Source organism: Pseudomonas sp. YY-1 (assembly GCF_002843095.1).
In the GTDB taxonomy this organism is placed as follows: Bacteria; Pseudomonadota; Gammaproteobacteria; order Pseudomonadales; family Pseudomonadaceae; genus Aquipseudomonas; species Aquipseudomonas sediminis_A.
This window is the reverse complement of sequence record NZ_PJLX01000008.1, coordinates 99,775-117,156: the sequence shown is the minus strand read 5'-3', so window position 1 is coordinate 117,156 and position 17,382 is coordinate 99,775. Positions and strand designations below refer to the sequence as shown.

Here is a 17,382-nt window from a genome sequence, read left to right as displayed (position 1 = left end):
TAGACGAGCGTGAACAGGACGGATGCCCTCCTCCAATTAAAGACGACCCACAGACGGGTCGAACCGGAAAGGGTAACACATGAATTCCGCTCACTCAGACTCACAGACACATGAGAGTCCCGAATAATTCCCTGTAAGCTGGCAATTTGCCCGGCACTGCCACACCAGGAAACAGCGTGGCAGGATGTACGCAGAACGCCCTGCAACCGCCGTAGTCAGTTGCACACAGCCTGTGAAAGGAAGAGCCTGCATGCCTGCCGATTTCGGCATTCCCCACTTGTTCGCCTACCTGATCGCCACCATTCACGCCCTTGGCGTGCTGGCCGCGATCCACGCCGTGCTGACCGTGCGCACCGCCCAGGGTGCGCTCGCCTGGGGGCTGTCGCTGTTCTTCATGCCCTACCTGACGCTGCTGCCGTACCTGGTGTTCGGCCGCAGTCGCTTCGATGCTTACGTCAAGGCGCGGCGTCAGGCCGACAAGGAAATGCACCACGCCATGGCCGAGCAGGACTGGCGCCCCTGGGTCGAGGAAGCCAAGGCCGCGCACCTGTCGCCCGCCTACGACCGCCTGCGTGCTCTGCCGCGTCTGTCGCATCTGCCTGGCCTGACCGGCAACCGCGTCGAATTGTTGATCGACGGCGAGGCCACCTTCGCGGCGATACTCAACGCCCTGGCCGGCGCCCAGCAAGTAATCCTGTTGCAGTTCTTCATCATCCGTGACGACCGCCTCGGCCGGCGCCTGCAAGACGTACTGCTGGAACGCGCCGCCGCTGGCGTAAAGGTGCATGTGCTGTATGACGGCGTCGGCAGCCATTCGTTATCTGCCGCCTTCATCGACCGCCTGCGCCGCGGTGGCGTGCAGATACACGCCTTCCCCACGCGCTCCGGGCTGCTCAATCGCTTTCAGCTGAATTTTCGCAACCACCGCAAGATCGTCGTGGTCGACGGTGAGATCGGTTTTCTCGGCGGGCTCAACGTCGGCATCGAATACCTCGGGCAGAAGCCGCCGCTGGCGCCCTGGCGCGACACCCATGTCGAGGTGCGCGGCCCGGTGGTGGCCAGCCTGCAGGAAGCTTTCGCCGAAGACTGGTACTGGGCCTGCAAACGCTTGCCACCGCTGCTGATGCCGAGCAAGCAGGACGAACCCGGCCTGCTCTGCCAGGTGGTCGCCAGCGGCCCGGCCGACCCACAGGAGACCTGCTCGCTGCTGTTCGTCGAGGCGATTCATGCGGCACGCGAGCGGATCTGGCTGAGCAGCCCCTACTTCGTGCCCGACGAAGCGCTGTTCGCCGCACTGCGCCTGGCAGTGATGCGTGGCGTCGACGTGCGCCTGCTGCTGCCGGCACGCCCGGACCATCGCATCGTCTACGCCGCCTCCAGCCTGTATGCCTTCGAAGCCTTGCGCGCGGGCGTGCGCATCTTTCGCTACCAGCCGGGCTTCCTGCATCAGAAGGCTTTGCTGATCGATCACGATGTCAGCATGCTGGGCAGCGCCAACCTGGATAACCGCTCCTTCCGCCTGAATTTCGAGGTCAGCCTGCTGACCTTCGACGAGGGCTTCAACGCTCAGGTGGCGGCCATGCTGGAAGACGACTTCAGCCGCTCGCGCGAGCTGGTCAACGCCGACCGGCGCAACCTGCACCGCCTGCAACAACTGGGCATGCGCGTAGCAAGGCTGATCTCGCCGATTCTCTAAGGCGCAGCTATGGTTAGGGTGCCAGCCGCTGTTAGCTGTCAGCGAGACCCTGCCTGCCATGACCAAGTGCTTTGCCCTGCTGCTCTGCCTGCTCGCCCTGCCCGTCGCCGCGCAGGAGGACATTCGCGTCGGCGTCGAACTGCAGCCCTATCAGCCGTATTCCGACGTGGAGAACGGTGAGTACCGCGGCTACGCCCGCGACCTGCTGGACGCCTTCGCCGCCGAGTCTGGCTATCGCTTCGTCTACACGCCGCTGCCGGTCCGACGGCTGCTCGGCGATTTCCTGTCCGGCCGAGTCGACCTCAAGTTCCCCGATCACCCGCAATGGAATGCCGACCAGAAAGCCGGCCACGACATCCACTACAGCCACCCGGCAGCGCCTTATGTCGACGGCATGCTGGTCAAGCCGCGGTACCTCGGGCAGGGCCAGCAACGCATCGAACTACTCGGCACACAGAACGGCTTTACGCCCTGGCCCTACCTGGCGGACATTCGCGCCGGAAAAATCCGCCTGATCCAGGCCAACCAGATCGACTCGTTGCTGCGCATGGCCGCCAGTGACCGCGTCGACGCGGTCTACCTCAACCCCAAGGTAGTGGCTCACCAACTCCGGCAGATGCGCATGGCGCCCGACAGCCTGGTGTTCGACCCGGAGCTGCCGCATGTGGAGGATCACTACTACCTGTCCAGCATCAACCATCCCGAGCTGATCGAGGCGTTCAATCGCTTCCTCGCGGAGCGAGCCGATCAGGTCGCAGCGCTGCGTTTACGCCACGGCCTGTGAGCCGCCGCGCAGACGCTGTTCGGCGAACACGCGCGAACGACGTTTCCTGGCCCAGATCACCACGCCGGTCACGGACAAGACCGCAACAGCCAGGCCCAGCAACGACACCAGAATCCGCCCCGGCAGACCGATGATGCGCCCGGAGTGCAGCGGGAATTGCGCCTGCAGGAAGATATCCCCGGCACTGCCCGTGCCAGGTACATGCGCACCGGCCAGTTCGCCACTGCGGCTGTCGACGTAGATCCAGGGATTGCCCAACCCGGCATCGCCATGGTCATCACCCAGCTCGTAGAAACCGACGCCGTAGACACCGAACTCCGCCGAGTGGAACAGTCCGGCGGCAGGCGCTTGCCAGCCCAGTCGACGCGCTTCGGCATCGGCGATGGCGATGGCCTGGCGGCGATCGATCTGCGGCACGATCTGCTGGTCCAGGGTCACAGGTGTGCGACTGGCGAAAGGGCTTGGCGTCAGCGGCGAGAACAGCTCCACCAGCGGACGCACCACCTGGCGTTCGAGGTTCATCGATACCGAGGTGACGGCGAGGATCAACAGCAGCAACCATATCCATACGCCGCCGGAGCGGTGCAGGTCGAAGTTGAGCTTGTAGCCGCCCTGGCGCCAGCGAAAGGCGAACGACTTGCGCCACCTACGCAGGTTGGGGAACGACAGCCACAGTGCGACCAGGCAATCGAGACACCAGACGATGGCGACGATGCCGAAGAACAGCACGCCCAGCTCGATACCGAAGCCATCCGGGATGTGCAGGCTGTAGTGCAGCTTGTAGAGAAACGGCAGCAGGTTCTCCCGGCTCAGGGAGATCGCTCCCCACTCGCGCTGACCCTGGACATCGCCGTTCGCCGGGTCGATGCCCAGCTGATTGAAGCCTAACTCGTAGGCCTTGCCGGTAGCCGGATCGATACGCGGGTCGACGAAGACCCCCAGCGCATGGCCAGGCTCCAGCGCCAGCGGCATGAAGCTCACCTGCAAACGTGGGTCGCGTGCTTCCAGGGCATCCACAAGCTGCAGCGGGTCCTGCGCCGGCCCTGCGCTTTGCGCGTCGAACAGCTGCGGGTTGAGCCATTCGTCCAGTTCGTGATCCCAGGAAATGACAGCGCCGGTCAAGCCGGCGGTGAACAGAAACAGGGCAATGAACAGGCCGCACCAGCGGTGCAGCAGTACCAGAATTGGGCGCATCGAAATCTCTCATCGACGGCAGGGCCGCCCACACGGGCGGCCCTGGCTGTCAGTATTTCCAGGTCAGGGTGGCGCTGACGTTACGTGGTGCACCGTAGTAGGCCTGCGTCCAGTACAGGCTGTTCAGGTACTTCTCGTCGGTGAGGTTGTTGAGGTTGGCCGACACGCTCCAGTTCGGGTCGATGTCGTAGCTGGCCATCAGGTCGACCACGGCGTAGGCCTTTTGCTTCACGTCGGCAGTGCCAATCGAAGTGAAACCGTCATCGGCCGTCAGCGGCACGGCGATCTTGATATCGTCCTGCCAACGCACGGCGGCGCCGACCTTGAGCTTCTCCATACCCGGGATGCGGTAAGTAGCAGCCGTCTTGATCATGTGCTTGGGCGAGTAGGTCACCGCATGCGAGCCATCGGCATTGGTGATGTCGACAAAGGTGTAGCCGGCGCTGAGTTGCAGACCCTCCAGCGGCTCGCCAGAGAACTCCAGCTCGTAGCCTTCGCTGGTCAGGCCTTCGATGGCGCGGTAGTAAGCCACCGAACCATTCATGCCGGCCTGCTCGGCGAAGTTGTCCTGTTCGGTACGGAATACCGCCAGGGAAACGTTGACCTTGTCGTCGAACAGTTCACCCTTGATACCGGCTTCGTAGTTCACGCCCTCCAGGGGAGCCAGACGCGAGCCACTCACATCGTTCTTGGTCTGCGGGGTGAAGATCTCGGTGTAGCTGGCGTAGACCGAGTACTGATCGGTGATGTCGTAAACGATGCCCGCGTAAGGTACGACCTTGCCGCTGTTCTTCGACGACTTGGCCAGGCCATAGTTGGTGCCATCGCTCTTCACATCGACCACGCGAGCGCCAGTGATCAGGCTCAAATCATCGGTCAGGCTCCAACGTGCTGCACCGTAGACACTCTTCATGCGGTCGGTGAAGTCACTGCCGTTGCTGCCGTTATCGTTAAGGGGCTTCGGATAATTGCCGGTCCACTGCTCCAGCGGCGGCAGCATGGTGCCGGTGCTGGAGTCGTACCAGGACAGATCCTCAAGTTCGGAGCGCGACCAGCTGCCACCCAAGGCCGCTTCGTGCTGACGACCGCCCAGATTGAAAGGGCCACTGGCCTGCAGATCGACGATCAGCTGCTTGTTCTTTTCGTTGTATTCGGACGGATAGGAATACAGGCCTGCACCCGTCTGGCGGTTCGGCGTGCCGTAGACATAGAACATCGAGCCATCGCTCTTCTTCTCGACACGGGTGACCACTGTCTTGGCCTGCCAGCCATTGTCGAAGGTGTGCGCCAGCTCGGCAAAGGTGCGATTTTCCTGGTTGTCCCAGTAGGCCCAATCGGTCGCGGTGCTGGTAGAGCGCGAATAGTCGGTCTTGCCACCGTCCTGATAGACCAGCGGCAACGCCCCCCACATCGGCGAGTTGGCGTCGCTGGTCTGCAGGGTGTGGCCGAGGGTGAAGAGAGTACGGTCATCCAGATCGAACTCCAGCACACCATGGAACACGTTCTTCTCACGCGAGTAGCGGTCGAGGTAGGAGTTCTTGTTTTCGTTGGCATACACCACGCGGCCGCGGATGTTGCCGGCATCGGTCAGCGCACCGGATACGTCGGTGTCGATACGCCGCTTATCCCAGGAGCCGGCCGTCAGATCGACGCGCGCCTGCGGTGCCAGCGTGGGTCGCTTGCGCACGAAATTGACCGTCGCCGAGGGGTTGCCGGTACCGGACATCAGGCCGTTGGCGCCGCGAATCACCTCCACTCGTTCATACATGGCGGTATCCAGATCACCCTCGACGTTGCCGTAGACGAAGGGCACGGAGATGCCGTCGTATTGGAAGTTGGTGATGTCGAAGCCGCGAGCGGTGTAGTAGGTGCGGTCGGTTTCGACTTCCTGCACCTGCACGCCCGGCACGGCCTTGAGCGCATCGTTGACGCTGGTGAGCTTGAAGTCGCGCAGCTGGGCGCTGCTCAGGGTGGAAATCGACTGCGGCGTCTGCCGCGGGGTCAGGTCGAGCTTGGTCGCAGCACTGCTGGGCGTGGACTTGTAGCTGTCGACCTCGGCCGCTGCACTGTCGCCGACCACGGTCTGGGCATCGAGCTCGAGCTGCTCCTGCTCACTGGCCACGGCATGGTTGAAACTGCAGGCGGCCGCAATCGCCACGGCCAGGTGGGTTTTTCTGCTGAACAAGGGAGGATCTCCTGATGCGCTGTCGATAGCCGCTGGCAGTCCCTTCGCAGCCGAATGCCTCCCTGGCAGACATTTGCCAATCGCAAATGCAAATAATTAGCGACAAAATTCTCGCAGCAGGCGCCTCACCAAGTCAATACGAATAATTTACATCTTCAGCTGTATCTCAGTTGCCTTTGAGAGTGGCGCAATCCGCCCCCATCCAGCGGGCTTGGCTCTCCATGCTGCTCGGCTGGCCCTTGTAGGTGCCTTTGACCTGGGTGGTGAACTCCTTGTCGCTGACGAAGCGGGTCTCCCCCTCGCCTTGCGCATCCGGGCAGGTGAAGCGGAATTTCCACAGGTTGCCGCTGCGTTCGGTGATCTGCTGGTTACAACCAGAGTTGGGGTCCTGCAGGGGAATGTCCTGCGACTTGATCTGCTCTTCGGTCAGACAGATTTGCACCCCACCGGCACCGAGTTTCACACCGCGCTCGGCCATCATGCCTTCCATCATCTGGCGCTGCGCCGGCGGCAGGTTCTGCATCTGCGCAAGGATCTGATCCATGCCCGGCATGGCCTGACCGCCGACTTGCATGTTGTGCGCGCTGACCTCCCAGACACCGGGCTGCAGCTCTACGGCGCTAGCCACCACGGGCGACAGGCAGAGAGCAAGAGGTAGAGCGGTACGATAAAGAATGCGCATGACAGGTCTCCTGAGCGGATAGTAGGCCAAGCCGACGGCGCCTCGGCGAGACCAGGGCATCGAGCCGTCACTCCAACAAGAGTCACGCCCCGCGACGATTTGGACAGTTCATCAACGCATAAGATTCGTAGCGCGCATAGCCCTGCAGGCCGCAGATGAACAAAACCCCCACAGGCTTGCGCCGCATGGGGGGTTCTTTTTTGGAGCTGTTCACGATCTCGCGAGCTAGAGTCATGCAAGGCAGAAACAGGCGAGGAAGCGCAGTGTACGAGCTGTACATGAGCATTACTCGCCTGTTTTTAACGCAGCAGGACCGACGCGCAGCAGATTGTGGACAGTTCCAGCCGGCACTTGTGGCGCCGGAAGCCTGGGTCCGCTCTGGCGAACCTAGCCCGCGTCAGCCGCGGGGGAGCTCAGCTCACAACTCCAGAGTTCCAACGCCGGCTGGCTCGCTTTTGGCGGGCCGAGCCAGTCGCTCATCGGGCGACAACGCTGGTTGAAACACAGTTGGTAATCCCCGGCCTCAGGCGTACGCCCGACTCGCAGAGGTTGCAAAGGCGGTAGCTGACGCTGGTAGTGCCAGCTGCCATTGCGCAGTTCGGCGCCGTCGGGAATTTCCATTCCGGCGCCGGAACCCTTGACCCGCGCCTCACCGAGAACCAGGCCCTCGGCGGTGACGCGGTAATCCTCTTCCCAGCGAATCTTCTCGATGGTGTGTGTCCAGGCCAGGGTGAAGGACGGCGTGGGCAACTCTGCCCACACCGCGCCGGCCAACCCCAGGCACAGACCGATCACGCCGTCGCTGCCTCGGCGCGACGGGCGCGCCAGAAGTGCTGTGCGATGAAGATGGCACTGAGGACAAAGCCGATTTCGTCACTGATCGGGGTGGCGAGAATCAGGCTGGCGCCAGCGGCCAGACCGAGGATGCGCTCCCACCAGGTCAGCTTGGCCTGCAGGTAGCCAGTGAATACGGCGCCCCAGATACCGATGGCCAGCATCGCTTTGAGACCGACGTAGACCGTCGCCAGCAAGCTATCGCCCTGCAGCATCAGCGCTGGCGAGTAGACCGCCATGAACGGCACGACGAAGCCTGCGACAGCGATGCGCACCGCCCAGAAGCTGATCTTCAGACCACGCTCCTTGGCGATCGGCGCTGCGGCGAAGCAGGCCAGCGCTACCGGCGGCGTGAGGTCGGCCATGATGCCGAAGTAGAAGACGAACATGTGCGAGACGATCAGCGGTACACCTAGTTCCAGCAGTGCCGGTGCGGCAATCGAGCTGGTGATGATGTAGTTGGGGATGGTCGGAATGCCCATGCCCAGCACCAGGCAGGTGAGCATGGTCAGCACCAGCGACAGGAACAGGTTGTCCTGGCCGATGGCGAGGATGTAGCCGGCGAAGGTGGACGCCACCCCGGTCAGCGACACCACACCGATGATCACGCCGACCAAGGCGCAGGCGATACCGACCGGTACGGCATGACGCGCACCTTCGACCAGCGCGTGCAGGCACAGGGTCAGGGTTTCACGGCCGCCTTTGACGAACCAGCAGATCGCCACCAGCGCGGCGATGACGCCGAACACCACGCCGATACCCAGCTGGAAGAAGCCGGCGCAGAGCACGCCGAGGGCGATCCAGAAGGCAAAGCGCATGGCCTTCGACGACACCCGCAGGATGATCGCCGAGCCGAGGATAACCATGGCGGTCAGCGCCAGGCCGACGGTACCGGAGAACAGCGGGGTACGGCCGGAGAACAGCAGGTAGATGAGGATGAACAGCGGGATCAGCAGGAACCAGCGTTCACGCACGGCCTTCCACGGGTTCGGGCATTCGTCCTTGGGCAGACCGCGCAGGTTGGCGCGCTTGGCCTCTAGGTGAACCATCCAGAACACCGAGCCGAAGTACAGCAGCGCCGGGATCAACGCGGCCTTGGCCACTTCGAAGAAGGGTACGTTGATGGTCTCGGCCATGATGAAGGCCACGGCGCCCATGATCGGCGGCATGATCTGGCTGCCCATCGACGAGGTCGCTTCGACGCCACCGGCGAAGGCCGGGCGGTAGCCGAAACGCTTCATCAGCGGGATAGTGAACTGGCCGGTGGTAACCACGTTGGCCACGCCGGAACCGGTGATGGTGCCCATCAGCGCCGAGGACACCACCGACACCTTGGCCGGGCCGCCGACCTTATGGCCGAACAGGCCCATGGCGAAGTCTGTGAACAGCTTGATCATCCCGGCCTGCTCGAGGAAGGCGCCAAACAGGATGAACAGGAAGATGTAGGTGGCCGACACATAGGTCGGGGTGCCATACAGACCTTCGGTGCCGAACGACAGCTGGTTGACGATCTGATCGAGCCCGTAGCCACGGTGCATCAGGTCGCCCGGCAGGTACTGGCCGAGCATGCCGTAGGCAAGGAACAGCGCGCAGATGATCGGCAGGGCGATACCCATGACCCGGCGCGCAGCTTCGAACACCAGCACGATCAGGGTCAGGCCGATGATCATGTCGTCGGTGGTCAGGTCACCGGAACGTTGAATCAGGTCCGCCTCGAAGTACCACTGGTAGATGGCCGTGGCCATGCCGGCCAGGCCCAGCAGCCAGGCCAGCGGTTGCCACGGACGGCCCTTGCCGAGCGCCGGAAAGCTTATGAACACCAGCAGCAGCAGAAAGCCAACGTGCACCGCACGCAATACCTGGGTCGACACCGGGTGAAAGGCCGCGGTGACGATCTGGAAGATGGAGAACAGCAGGGCGACGGCAAAGAGCGCCTTCGGCCAGTCGGACGGGCTGGCGGCCAGGCCGTTGTTTTCTTCACTCATGGAGTGCAAACCTCATGACTACTTCGATTGCGGAGACAGAGTCGCCAACAAAACCTACCGCCTATGGGCGCCGGTTTTATTCGCGATTCTGTGAAGACCGGACCGCGGCGGGCTCGCCGCGGTCCGAGCCGTCATTACAGCGCGCCGGCTTCCTTGTAGAAGCGCTCGGCACCCGGGTGCAGCGGGATCGGCAGGTTCTTGGCAGCGGTTTCCAGCTTGATGTCCTTGGCCGCAGAGTGAGCGGTGCCCAGACGGCCGAGGTTGTCGAACATCAGCTTGGTCATCTGGTAGGCGACTTCGTCGGAAACGCCTTCATGGCTGACCAGGATGTTGGTGATGGCAACAGTGGGCACATCAGCGTCCTGACCGTCGTAGGTGCCAGCCGGAATGGTGGCAGCCTCGTAAGCGGCGTTGTCGATCTTCGCGGTCACTTCAGCCGGGATGGCGACGAAGCTGATCTTCATGGTCGAGGCCAGGTCACGGATGGCGGCCATACCCAGACCGGAGGACTGCAGGGTGGCGTCCAGCTGACGGTTCTTGATCAGCTCGACCGACTCGGCGTACGGCAGGAACTCGACCTTGCCCATGTCCTTGTAGGTCAGGCCAGCGGCTTCGAAGATGGCGCGGGCATTGAGCTCGGTACCGGACTTCGGTGCGCCGACGGAGATGCGCTTGCCCTTGAGGTCTTCCAGGGTCTTGATGCCGGATTCAGCGTTGGCAACGATCTGGATGTAGTTCGGGTAGGTACCGGCGATGGCGCGGATCTTCTTCAGCGGCGCCTTGAAGCCAGCGTCTTCGACGCCGTTCCAGGCATCGGCGACCGAGTCACCGAGGGCGAAAGCCAGCTCACCGCGACCGGCTTCGAGCAGGTTGAGGTTTTCCACCGACGCCTTGGTCGCCTGGACCGAGGTCTTGGAGCCTTCGATGCCGTTGCTGTACAGCTGCGAAAGGGCCACGCCAATCGGGTAGTACACACCGCTGGTACCGCCGGTGAGCACGTTGATGAAGGTCGGGGCAGCGAGCACTGCGGTGCTGGCAGTGATGGCCGCGGCAGCGGCGAACAGGCTGATTTTCTTGGTCAGTCGCATGGAAGTATCTCCGTCGTTGTTATTGGCTATATGCAGAGTTTCACTCTAGACGACGTCGCACAGGCGACGTCGACGTTGCGCGATCAGCAGCGCAGGGTGCAGCGTCGGACAAGAGCCGCGGCGGGCGCGGTAGGAAGGCGGCCCATGCACGGCAGCGAGTGCGGCATGGCGCGAGGGGCATGGCAGTTCATGGGCTGACCTCTTGTCGTTTTTATGGTCGCCGCGTCGGCAAGATGCTGCACGGCTGCAACTGTCATAGCAGATGCCGTGCCAGGGCCTGAAAAGCCCGATTTAGAGAGGTTTAATATAAGGACCGATGGGTCACTGAGCGGTAAACCGCTTACCCTCACGAGGGCATAGGCAGAATTCCGCCTATCACGTCACGTCCCCTGTAGGAGCCGCGCCCCGCGGCGAATGGTGGCCATCGCGCAATGCCAAGCGCCTACCCAAACGCTTCGCCTCCGGGCGGGGCTGCCACAGATCAAGGGAAACCGTCATGCCCGCGCAGGCGGGTACCCAGAATCTGCAAATTACCAGAGCTCCCGACTCCGCGGGAGTGACGATAAGTGGCCTTTTCAGAACATCTCAAGGTGAGCCGCCCGCCCAAGATCGCCGGCAAGCCGGCTCCTACAGCGTGCCCTACTCTTCGCCGCCTGGCAGGTATTCACCGCGCGCCAGTCCATGACGCTGCATTTTTTCGTTGAGGGTGCGCCGCGGCAGCTGCAGCATTTCCATCACTGCGGCGATATTGCCCTGGCACTGCAGCAGCGCGTTATGCAGGCACTGCGCCTCGAAGGCCTCCATCTGTTGCGCCAGAGCCTGGCCGGCAAAGCGCTCGGCCGGCGGCGGGCTGGAAAGCCCCAGCGCATGGCGCTCGGCGGCGTTGATCAGCTCACGCACGTTGCCCGGCCAGTCATGCCCGAGCAGCCGCGCCAGTTCGCTCGGCGCCAGCGGCGGCGCTTCGCGACCATGACGCAGCGCCGCCTCGTGGGCGAAATGCTCGAACAGCAGCGGAATATCCTCGCGACGCTCGCGCAGCGGCGGAATATGCAGGGTGGCGACGTTCAGGCGGTACACCAGGTCCTCGCGGAAGCGCCCGGCCTTGACCTCGTCGAGCAGGTCCGGCTTGGCCGCGCTGATCACCCGCAGGTCGACCTGAATGCTCTTGTTCGAACCGAGGCGTTCCAGGGTTTTTTCCTGCAGCACGCGCAGCAACTTGACCTGTTGCGCCAGCGGCAGACTCTCCACCTCGTCGAGGAACAGCGTGCCGCCGTCGGCATGCTCGATGCGGCCGATGCGCTTGGCCTGGGCGCCGGTGAAGGCCCCGCTCTCGTGACCGAACAGCTCGCTCTCGAATATGGTCTCCGGAATCGCCGCACAGTTGAGCGCGGCGAAGGCCTTGCTGGCCCGTGAGCTGAAGTCGTGCAGGCTACGCGCTACACGCTCCTTGCCGCTGCCGGTTTCACCGCGAATCAGCACGTTGACCGAGGTGCCGGCCAGTTCGAGGATCTGCCGACGCAGGTTTTCCATCGGCCGGGAAATGCCGATCAGCTGGCTCTCGATACGGCCCTTGTCGGCCACCTGCCGACGCAGCTGGCGGTTCTCGCAGACCAGCCGACGCTTATCCAGGGCACGGCGCACGCTGTCGAGCAGGCGCTCTGGGGTGAAGGGTTTCTCGATGAAGTCATAGGCGCCCTGGCGCAGCGCCTGCACCGCCATGGGCACGTCGCCATGGCCAGTAACGAGGATCACCGGCAGGTCGCTGTCGATCTGCAGCAGCTTGTCGAGCAGTTGCAGCCCATCACTGCCGGGCATGCGCACGTCGCTGACAACAATGCCGGGGAAGTCGCGGTCGACCAGGGCCAGGGCCTCGCTCGCACTGGCGCAGGCGCGTACCTCGAAGCCGGACAGTTCCAGCCACTGCTGCACTGCCTCGCGAATCGCCGCTTCATCGTCGACCACTATGACCTGAGCGCTCATGGCACCTCCTCTTGAGAACGGCGGGCAGTGTAGCCCGACGAATGCAATCCGGGGCAACGACCGGTTCGCACGGCGCAGCCTGGGATCTGGCGCGCAGTTCGTAGGTTCGCCGTGCGCACCAGCCGCAACACCGCCGTGAATAGGCTCTACGGCGCTGCCGGCAGCCTCATGCTGAACACCGCGCCCAGCTCGCCGTTGTGCGCCTCCAGCGTGCCGCCAAGATCGCGCACGATACCGTAGGACACCGCCAGCCCGAGCCCCAGCCCCTGCCCCACCGGCTTGGTGGTGAAGAAGGGTTCGAACACGCGGCCGAGGGTCTCCTCGGCGATACCACCGCCGCTGTCCTCGACGCTGAGCAGGCAGCCAGCGTCCTCACGGGCGATATGCACCAGAAGAATCCGCGACTCGCTGTCGGCCATGGCATCGAGGGCGTTATGCAGCAGGTTGAGAATCACCTGCTCGATGCGAATCGCATCACCGAGCACTTCGGCGTCATCGTCGATCTGCGTGCGTAACTCCACCTGCTCACTGCGCATGCGCGGCGCCAGCAGTTGCAGCGCCTGCTCCAGCACATCACCTAGGCACAGGCGCTCGCTGAGGCCAGCCGGTGTCTTGCGGGCGAAGGTCTTCAGGTGGCCGGTCAGCGCGGCCATGCGCTGCAGCAGGCCGTCGATGCGCTGCAGGCCGTCGCGCACCGCTTCCGGCCGACCACTGTCGAGCAGCAGGCGCAGGCTGCCGAGCTGCATCTGCAGAGCAGTCAGCGGCTGGTTGATCTCGTGCGCCAGGGCCGCCGACATCTGCCCTAACGCGGCCATCTTGGCGGCATGCACCAGGCCGTCCTGAGCCTCGCGCAGCTCGGCGGTGCGCAGTGCCACCTCACGCTCCAGGCGCTCGCGAATGCCGGCCTGCAAACGCTGGTTCTTGCGCCGCTGGGCAAGGAACAGCAACAGGAAGGCGAACGTCATCCACACGCCGGCAGCGGCCAGGCGATAGCTGCGCACGCTATCGGCCAGGCCGACCGGCTCGCTGAGCAGGTGCAGCGTCCAGCCTTCTTCAGGCATGTACAGGCGCTGCCAGAGGTAATCGCGATTGCCGTCGGGGCCGTCGACCCGCGCCCAGTCCGCATCCTTGTCGATTTGCCGATGTACCTCATGGGCGAGCGGCTGCAACGCCTGCTCGGCGTAGCGACGCACCTCAACGAGCTCGGCACGCGCCTGTTCGTCGAGTGGTTGCAGGGCGCGGAAGCGCCAGATCGGCTTGTTGCTGAGTATCACCACCTGATAGCTGTCGGCGACCATCAGCACGCCCGGCTGGCCGACCCATTCGCGCTGCAGGTCTTCCAGCTCCAGCTTGACCACCAGCACGCCGAGCAGCTCGCCCTTGTCATCGCGCACCACATGGGAAAGGAAGTAGCCGGGAATACCGGTGGTCACGCCCACCGCGAAGTAGCGCGCACCGCCATCACGCACGGCGTTCTGGAAGTACGGGCGGAAGGCGTAGTTGTTGCCGACGAAGCTGCTCCAGTCACGCCAGTTGCTGGCCACCAGGGTTTCGCCCTGGGCATCGAGCAGGTACAGAACGGTGGAACCAGCGGCGGCGTTGAGGCGCTCCAGGCGCTGGTTCAGGGCCAAACGCAACTGGCGATCATGTGGCGCGCGCAGCAGGCTGCGGATGTCACTGTCCAGCGCCAGCACCTCGGGCACCGAGCTGAAGCGCTCGACCAGGGTGCGAATGGATTGGGCATACAGCTGCAACTGCCCGCGCGCCTCGACGCTGCGCTCGTCCCAGGCCCGCTGCTCGGCATAACGACCACCCAGCCACAGGCTCACCAGCAAGCCGGCGGCAATCGCCAGAACGGTGAGCAGAACGCGGTAGCGATAGCGGGGGCGCTGCGGCAAGGGCATGGGCGGCTCGCGGAATCAAGACGAGCCGCATGTTACCCCATCATGAATAAAGGTCGGCGCGCGTCCACGGCAGATCGTGGCTGCCGTCGTCGTGTGACTTCACCGCCAGGATCTGATGCAGGTTCATCCAGCCATGCTGGAAGCCGTAAGCGCAGCCGGCCAGGTATAGGCGCCAGATACGCAGAGACTTTTCCGGTACCCACTGCGCGGCGCTCTGCAGCTGCCGCTCCAGGCCTTGGCTCCACAGGTGCAGCGTGCGCGCATAGTGCAGACGCAGACTCTCCACGTCGACGATCTCCAGCCCCGCCTCGCTGAGCGCCTTGCTGATGGTCACCAGGTGCGGCAGCTCGCCCTGCGGGAACACGTAGCGATCGATGAACTCACCCGCACCACGGCCGACCGGACGACCATCGGTAAAACGCGAGGTGATGCCATGGTTCATCACCAGACCGCCGGGCCGGACCGCACCGAACAGGCGCTGGGCGTACAGCGGCAGATTGGCGTGGCCAACGTGCTCGAACATGCCGACGCTGACCACCTTGTCGAAGCGGCCGTCCTGCGGCAGGTCGCGGTAGTCGAGCAGCTCCAGGGTCACCCGCTCGCCCAGCCCCTCCTCGACCACACGCTGACGCGCCAGCTCCAGCTGCGCTTGGCTGAGGGTGATGCCGTAGACGTCGGCGCCGAACTCGCGCGCGGCGAAACGCGCCAGCCCGCCCCAGCCACAACCGACGTCGAGCAGCCTGTCGCCTGGCTGCAGGCGCAGCTTGCGGCACAGATGGCGCAGCTTGGCCTGCTGGGCTTGGTCGAGGTCTTCTTGGCCGGTTTCGAAGTAGGCGCAGGAGTAGACCATGTCGCGGTCCAGCCACAGGCGGTAGAAGTCGTTGGACAGGTCGTAGTGGTAGCTGATGGCTTCGGCATCGCTGTGCTTGTCGTGGCGGGTGGCGAGTTCCACCGGGGCGGATTCGTCACCGAGCAGCGCCGAACTCAGCGCATCGCCGACCTCGATGGCGTCTGCGATGGAGCCTTCCAGCTCCACCCGGCCTTCGACGTAGGCGGCGCCCAAGGCATCCAGGCTGGGATGCGCCAGTTGCGTGACCAGGCTGGGATCTTTCACCACCAGCGTCACCCGGGGTTTCGGCCCCAGGTCGAACTGTTTGCCGTCCCAGAGTTTCAGGCGCAGCGGTAGCTGGAGATCACGAAGTGCGGTGGGCAATTGCGCAAACATGATTGTCCCTCCCGGCCAGGCGTGTTTTGCAGGGGCCTGATGCAGATGACCTGGCCCCTCTCACCGGGTTCGATTGCGGCGACTAACGGCGTGCGTGGCACGGACACGCCTGAATCCGCGGCCAGATTGCACAGCCTATGGCAGCGGTCAGGACTGGGCGCTATCGACCCGCTGCAGCAGGCCGTCAGCCAGCCACTGACGCAACCAGCCTACCGCCTGAGCTGGCGCCTGTTTACCGAGATGCGCCAGCTCGCCGCACAGTTCGGCGAAGCTCCAGCCGTGCACGGTCATGCCCCGCAATGCCGCCGCTTCATCGGCCGCCAGACTGCGATAGCGGGTAATCAGCTGATCGCGCCAGATCACGCAGGTCTCCACCTCCTCCAGCGGCTGACTGCCGGGGAAATCGCCCTGCTCCTTGCACGCGCGCCAGAGCGCCAGGCTGTTATGCCGACAAACCAGCCACTGCACGCTCGGCAGCAGGCGGACTTGCAGTGTCGGCCAGTCTTCGGCCGGCAGTTCGGCCATTTGCGTCAGACTCAGGGGCAGGCCATCAGGCGCATCGAAGGCCAGGGTAAAGGCCCATTCCAGCCGCGCCAGTTCGCTGAGCGGCGCAGCCTGGGCCGGTACCAGATAGCCGTCGATAAAGTCAGCCAGCTGCGCACCGAGCCAGCGCAAGCTGAAATGCTGCGAGGGGTGCGCATCGAGATAGGCCAGGGCCAGAGCATCGAATTCCTCATCACCGAGCCAGCCGTGCACCGCCGGATAATCACCCCGTAACGCTTCGAGCAGACGCGCGCGGTAGGCGTTGTGGTAAATCGCCAGGCCCTGTTCGGCACTCAGCGTCGCGCTACCCAGCAGACTGGCGCGCAGCGCCGGGTTGGGCTGGGCAGCGCGGCCCAGCAGGTAGGCCTGCACCTGCGCCTGCCATTCACTCAGACGCATTGCGGCGTGCCTTGTAGCGCCTGGGCGGCAAATCGACGCGCAGTGTTCAACTCGTCGAGCAGCACATCCAGGTCGGGAAAATGATCGTCACGCTCCAGCAGCGTGGACACCGGCCCGAGGTGCTGCAGGGTGCGTTGATAAAGCTGCCAGACCGGATCACTGACCGGCTGATCATGGGTGTCGATCAGGTAGCTGCCGTAGTCGCTGTGGCCAGCCAGGTGCAACTGACGGATACGCTGCTTGGGCAGGCTGGTGATAAAGGTCCAGGCATCAAAGCCGTGGTTGCGCGCACTGACGTAGACATTGTTGACGTCCAGCAACAGCTCGCAGCCGCTCAGTTCGCTGAGCGCAGCGAGAAACTGCCATTCGCTGAACTGATCATCGGCGCAACGCAAATAGCTGGAAACGTTTTCCAGCACCAGCGGCCGTTCGATCACGTCCTGCACCTGGAGCACCCGTGCGGCCACATGCTGCAGGCTTTCCTCGGTGTAGGGCAGCGGCAGCAGGTCATGCAACTGGTGGGCATTGCCCTGGCTCCAGCACAGGTGATCGGAGATCCATGCCGGCTGCACGCGCGTGGCGAGGTGCTTGAGCTGACGCAGGTAGTCGCGGTCCAACTCATGAGGGCCGCCAATCGACAGCGACACGCCATGCATCACCAGCGGGTATTGCTCGCCGATGGCATCGAGAAAGTAGAGGGCCTTGCCGCCCGCTACCAGGTAATTTTCCGAGACGATCTCGAACCAGTCGATGGCCGGCTGCTGCTCGAGAATGGCTTGGTAGTAGGTGCTGCGCAGGCCCAGGCCGAAACCCAGATTGCCGCGTTGAGCATTCATCGCTGGCTCCTTGCAGGGTGATGCGGGGCAACCGCACGGCGGCCGCC

The 17,382-nt window shown here is 63.8% G+C and carries 13 protein-coding genes; 2 read left to right on the top strand and 11 right to left on the bottom strand.

Annotated features, from left to right (window positions below; all coding sequences use genetic code 11):
• The first annotated feature begins 250 nt into the window (after window positions 1-250).
• Together cls and CXP40_RS13275 are read left to right on the top strand one after the other, a co-directional pair.
• Window positions 251-1,696 (top strand): cardiolipin synthase, encoded by a 1,446-nt coding sequence (cls, locus tag CXP40_RS13280; protein WP_106734120.1) that lies wholly within the window; start codon window positions 251-253, stop codon window positions 1,694-1,696.
• A 58-nt stretch (window positions 1,697-1,754) separates the two neighbouring features.
• Entirely contained in the window at window positions 1,755-2,480 is a 726-nt protein-coding gene (locus CXP40_RS13275; RefSeq protein WP_106734119.1) for an ABC transporter substrate-binding protein, read from the top strand.
• Here CXP40_RS13275 and CXP40_RS13270 read toward each other — a convergent pair.
• From CXP40_RS13270 to CXP40_RS13215, 11 genes are all read right to left on the bottom strand, one after another.
• A complete protein-coding gene (locus CXP40_RS13270) occupies window positions 2,463-3,674 on the bottom strand; it encodes a PepSY domain-containing protein (protein WP_106734118.1) in 1,212 nt (403 codons plus the stop codon). The two genes, CXP40_RS13275 and CXP40_RS13270, sit on opposite strands and share 18 nt — an antisense overlap.
• A 49-nt stretch (window positions 3,675-3,723) precedes the next feature.
• The gene (locus CXP40_RS13265) at window positions 3,724-5,859 is read right to left on the bottom strand and encodes a TonB-dependent siderophore receptor (RefSeq protein WP_106734117.1); all 2,136 of its coding nucleotides are present in this window, start codon (window positions 5,857-5,859) and stop codon (window positions 3,724-3,726) included.
• A 166-nt stretch (window positions 5,860-6,025) separates the two neighbouring features.
• On the bottom strand, window positions 6,026-6,541 hold the full coding sequence (locus CXP40_RS13260; protein ID WP_106734116.1) for a DUF3617 domain-containing protein: 516 nt from the start codon (window positions 6,539-6,541) through the stop codon (window positions 6,026-6,028).
• Between the two features lie 387 nt (window positions 6,542-6,928).
• Window positions 6,929-7,336, bottom strand: a complete 408-nt coding sequence (locus CXP40_RS13255) for a DUF1850 domain-containing protein (protein WP_106734115.1) — start codon at window positions 7,334-7,336, stop codon at window positions 6,929-6,931.
• Window positions 7,333-9,360 (bottom strand): TRAP transporter permease, encoded by a 2,028-nt coding sequence (locus CXP40_RS13250; protein ID WP_106734114.1) that lies wholly within the window; start codon window positions 9,358-9,360, stop codon window positions 7,333-7,335. The genes CXP40_RS13255 and CXP40_RS13250 overlap by 4 nt, the downstream gene beginning before the upstream one ends.
• 134 nt (window positions 9,361-9,494) lie before the next feature.
• Window positions 9,495-10,448, bottom strand: a complete 954-nt coding sequence (locus tag CXP40_RS13245; protein ID WP_106734113.1) for a TAXI family TRAP transporter solute-binding subunit — start codon at window positions 10,446-10,448, stop codon at window positions 9,495-9,497.
• Between the two features lie 639 nt (window positions 10,449-11,087).
• Complete coding sequence (locus CXP40_RS13235; protein WP_106734111.1) at window positions 11,088-12,428, bottom strand: sigma-54 dependent transcriptional regulator; 1,341 nt, start codon at window positions 12,426-12,428, stop codon at window positions 11,088-11,090.
• Between the two features lie 146 nt (window positions 12,429-12,574).
• Window positions 12,575-14,332, bottom strand: coding sequence for an ATP-binding protein (locus CXP40_RS13230; RefSeq protein ID WP_106734110.1), 1,758 nt, complete (start codon window positions 14,330-14,332; stop codon window positions 12,575-12,577).
• A 40-nt stretch (window positions 14,333-14,372) separates the two neighbouring features.
• Entirely contained in the window at window positions 14,373-15,557 is a 1,185-nt protein-coding gene (cfaB, locus tag CXP40_RS13225) for a C17 cyclopropane fatty acid synthase CfaB (protein WP_106734109.1), read from the bottom strand.
• A gap of 147 nt (window positions 15,558-15,704) precedes the next feature.
• Window positions 15,705-16,499, bottom strand: a complete 795-nt coding sequence (locus CXP40_RS13220) for a DUF2063 domain-containing protein (RefSeq protein WP_106734108.1) — start codon at window positions 16,497-16,499, stop codon at window positions 15,705-15,707.
• Window positions 16,490-17,335, bottom strand: coding sequence for a DUF692 domain-containing protein (locus CXP40_RS13215; RefSeq protein ID WP_106734107.1), 846 nt, complete (start codon window positions 17,333-17,335; stop codon window positions 16,490-16,492). Before CXP40_RS13215 ends, CXP40_RS13220 begins: the two co-directional genes overlap by 10 nt.
• Window positions 17,336-17,382 lie beyond the last annotated feature (47 nt).

Excerpts from the sequence above, each read along its gene's own strand:
- cls (WP_106734120.1), top strand. The coding sequence starts at position 251 with ATGCCTGCCGATTTCGGCATTCCCCACTTGTTCGCCTACCTGATCGCC.
- CXP40_RS13275 (WP_106734119.1), top strand. The coding sequence starts at position 1,755 with ATGACCAAGTGCTTTGCCCTGCTGCTCTGCCTGCTCGCCCTGCCCGTC.
- CXP40_RS13270 (WP_106734118.1), bottom strand. The coding sequence starts at position 3,674 with ATGCGCCCAATTCTGGTACTGCTGCACCGCTGGTGCGGCCTGTTCATT.
- CXP40_RS13260 (WP_106734116.1), bottom strand. The coding sequence starts at position 6,541 with ATGCGCATTCTTTATCGTACCGCTCTACCTCTTGCTCTCTGCCTGTCG.
- CXP40_RS13250 (WP_106734114.1), bottom strand. The coding sequence starts at position 9,360 with ATGAGTGAAGAAAACAACGGCCTGGCCGCCAGCCCGTCCGACTGGCCG.
- CXP40_RS13245 (WP_106734113.1), bottom strand. The coding sequence starts at position 10,448 with ATGCGACTGACCAAGAAAATCAGCCTGTTCGCCGCTGCCGCGGCCATC.
- CXP40_RS13235 (WP_106734111.1), bottom strand. The coding sequence starts at position 12,428 with ATGAGCGCTCAGGTCATAGTGGTCGACGATGAAGCGGCGATTCGCGAG.
- CXP40_RS13230 (WP_106734110.1), bottom strand. The coding sequence starts at position 14,332 with ATGCCCTTGCCGCAGCGCCCCCGCTATCGCTACCGCGTTCTGCTCACC.
- cfaB (WP_106734109.1), bottom strand. The coding sequence starts at position 15,557 with ATGTTTGCGCAATTGCCCACCGCACTTCGTGATCTCCAGCTACCGCTG.
- CXP40_RS13220 (WP_106734108.1), bottom strand. The coding sequence starts at position 16,499 with ATGCGTCTGAGTGAATGGCAGGCGCAGGTGCAGGCCTACCTGCTGGGC.
- CXP40_RS13215 (WP_106734107.1), bottom strand. The coding sequence starts at position 17,335 with ATGAATGCTCAACGCGGCAATCTGGGTTTCGGCCTGGGCCTGCGCAGC.